The following is a 359-nucleotide window of genomic DNA, read 5'->3' as shown; positions in this document are numbered from 1 at the left end:
ACAAACTGCACACCTTCACGCGCAAACTGCCCCATTCCCTTTAGACGAGCATTGAGGTCGTCAATACCTTCAACTGATCCCTGCCCCCCTAATTTAAGTCCATCACGGGTTTTATCCAGATCAGGAATGAGATTTTTAACGGCCTCTTCGATACGCTGAATGGAGGCCGACGCCTGATCTGTCGCGGTCAGTTCAAAATCAAATGCATTACCCATTTTTCCCCGCCTTCACCTTGTTAATTCTGACCGCCTGCTGATACCACCACTGTAATCGGCTATAGGTCAGGGACCAGGCATCTGCTGGTCCCCACCCATAGTAATAGGTCACATCTGCTAGTTCGTTACCCCATTCTCCACCTG

Annotated in this window: 1 pseudogene; it reads right to left on the bottom strand. The window is 49.9% G+C overall.

The window, feature by feature from the left end:
- Positions 1 to 215, bottom strand: a pseudogene (locus tag V2A85_RS24600) (hypothetical protein); the annotation flags it as partial.
- Positions 216 to 359 lie beyond the last annotated feature (144 nt).

The organism is Yersinia sp. 1252 StPb PI, assembly GCF_048593885.1.
GTDB classification, from domain to species: domain Bacteria; phylum Pseudomonadota; class Gammaproteobacteria; order Enterobacterales; family Enterobacteriaceae; genus Yersinia; species Yersinia enterocolitica_E.
Note: the sequence above shows the minus strand (reverse complement) of the source record. Positions and strands in the feature narration are given on the sequence as shown.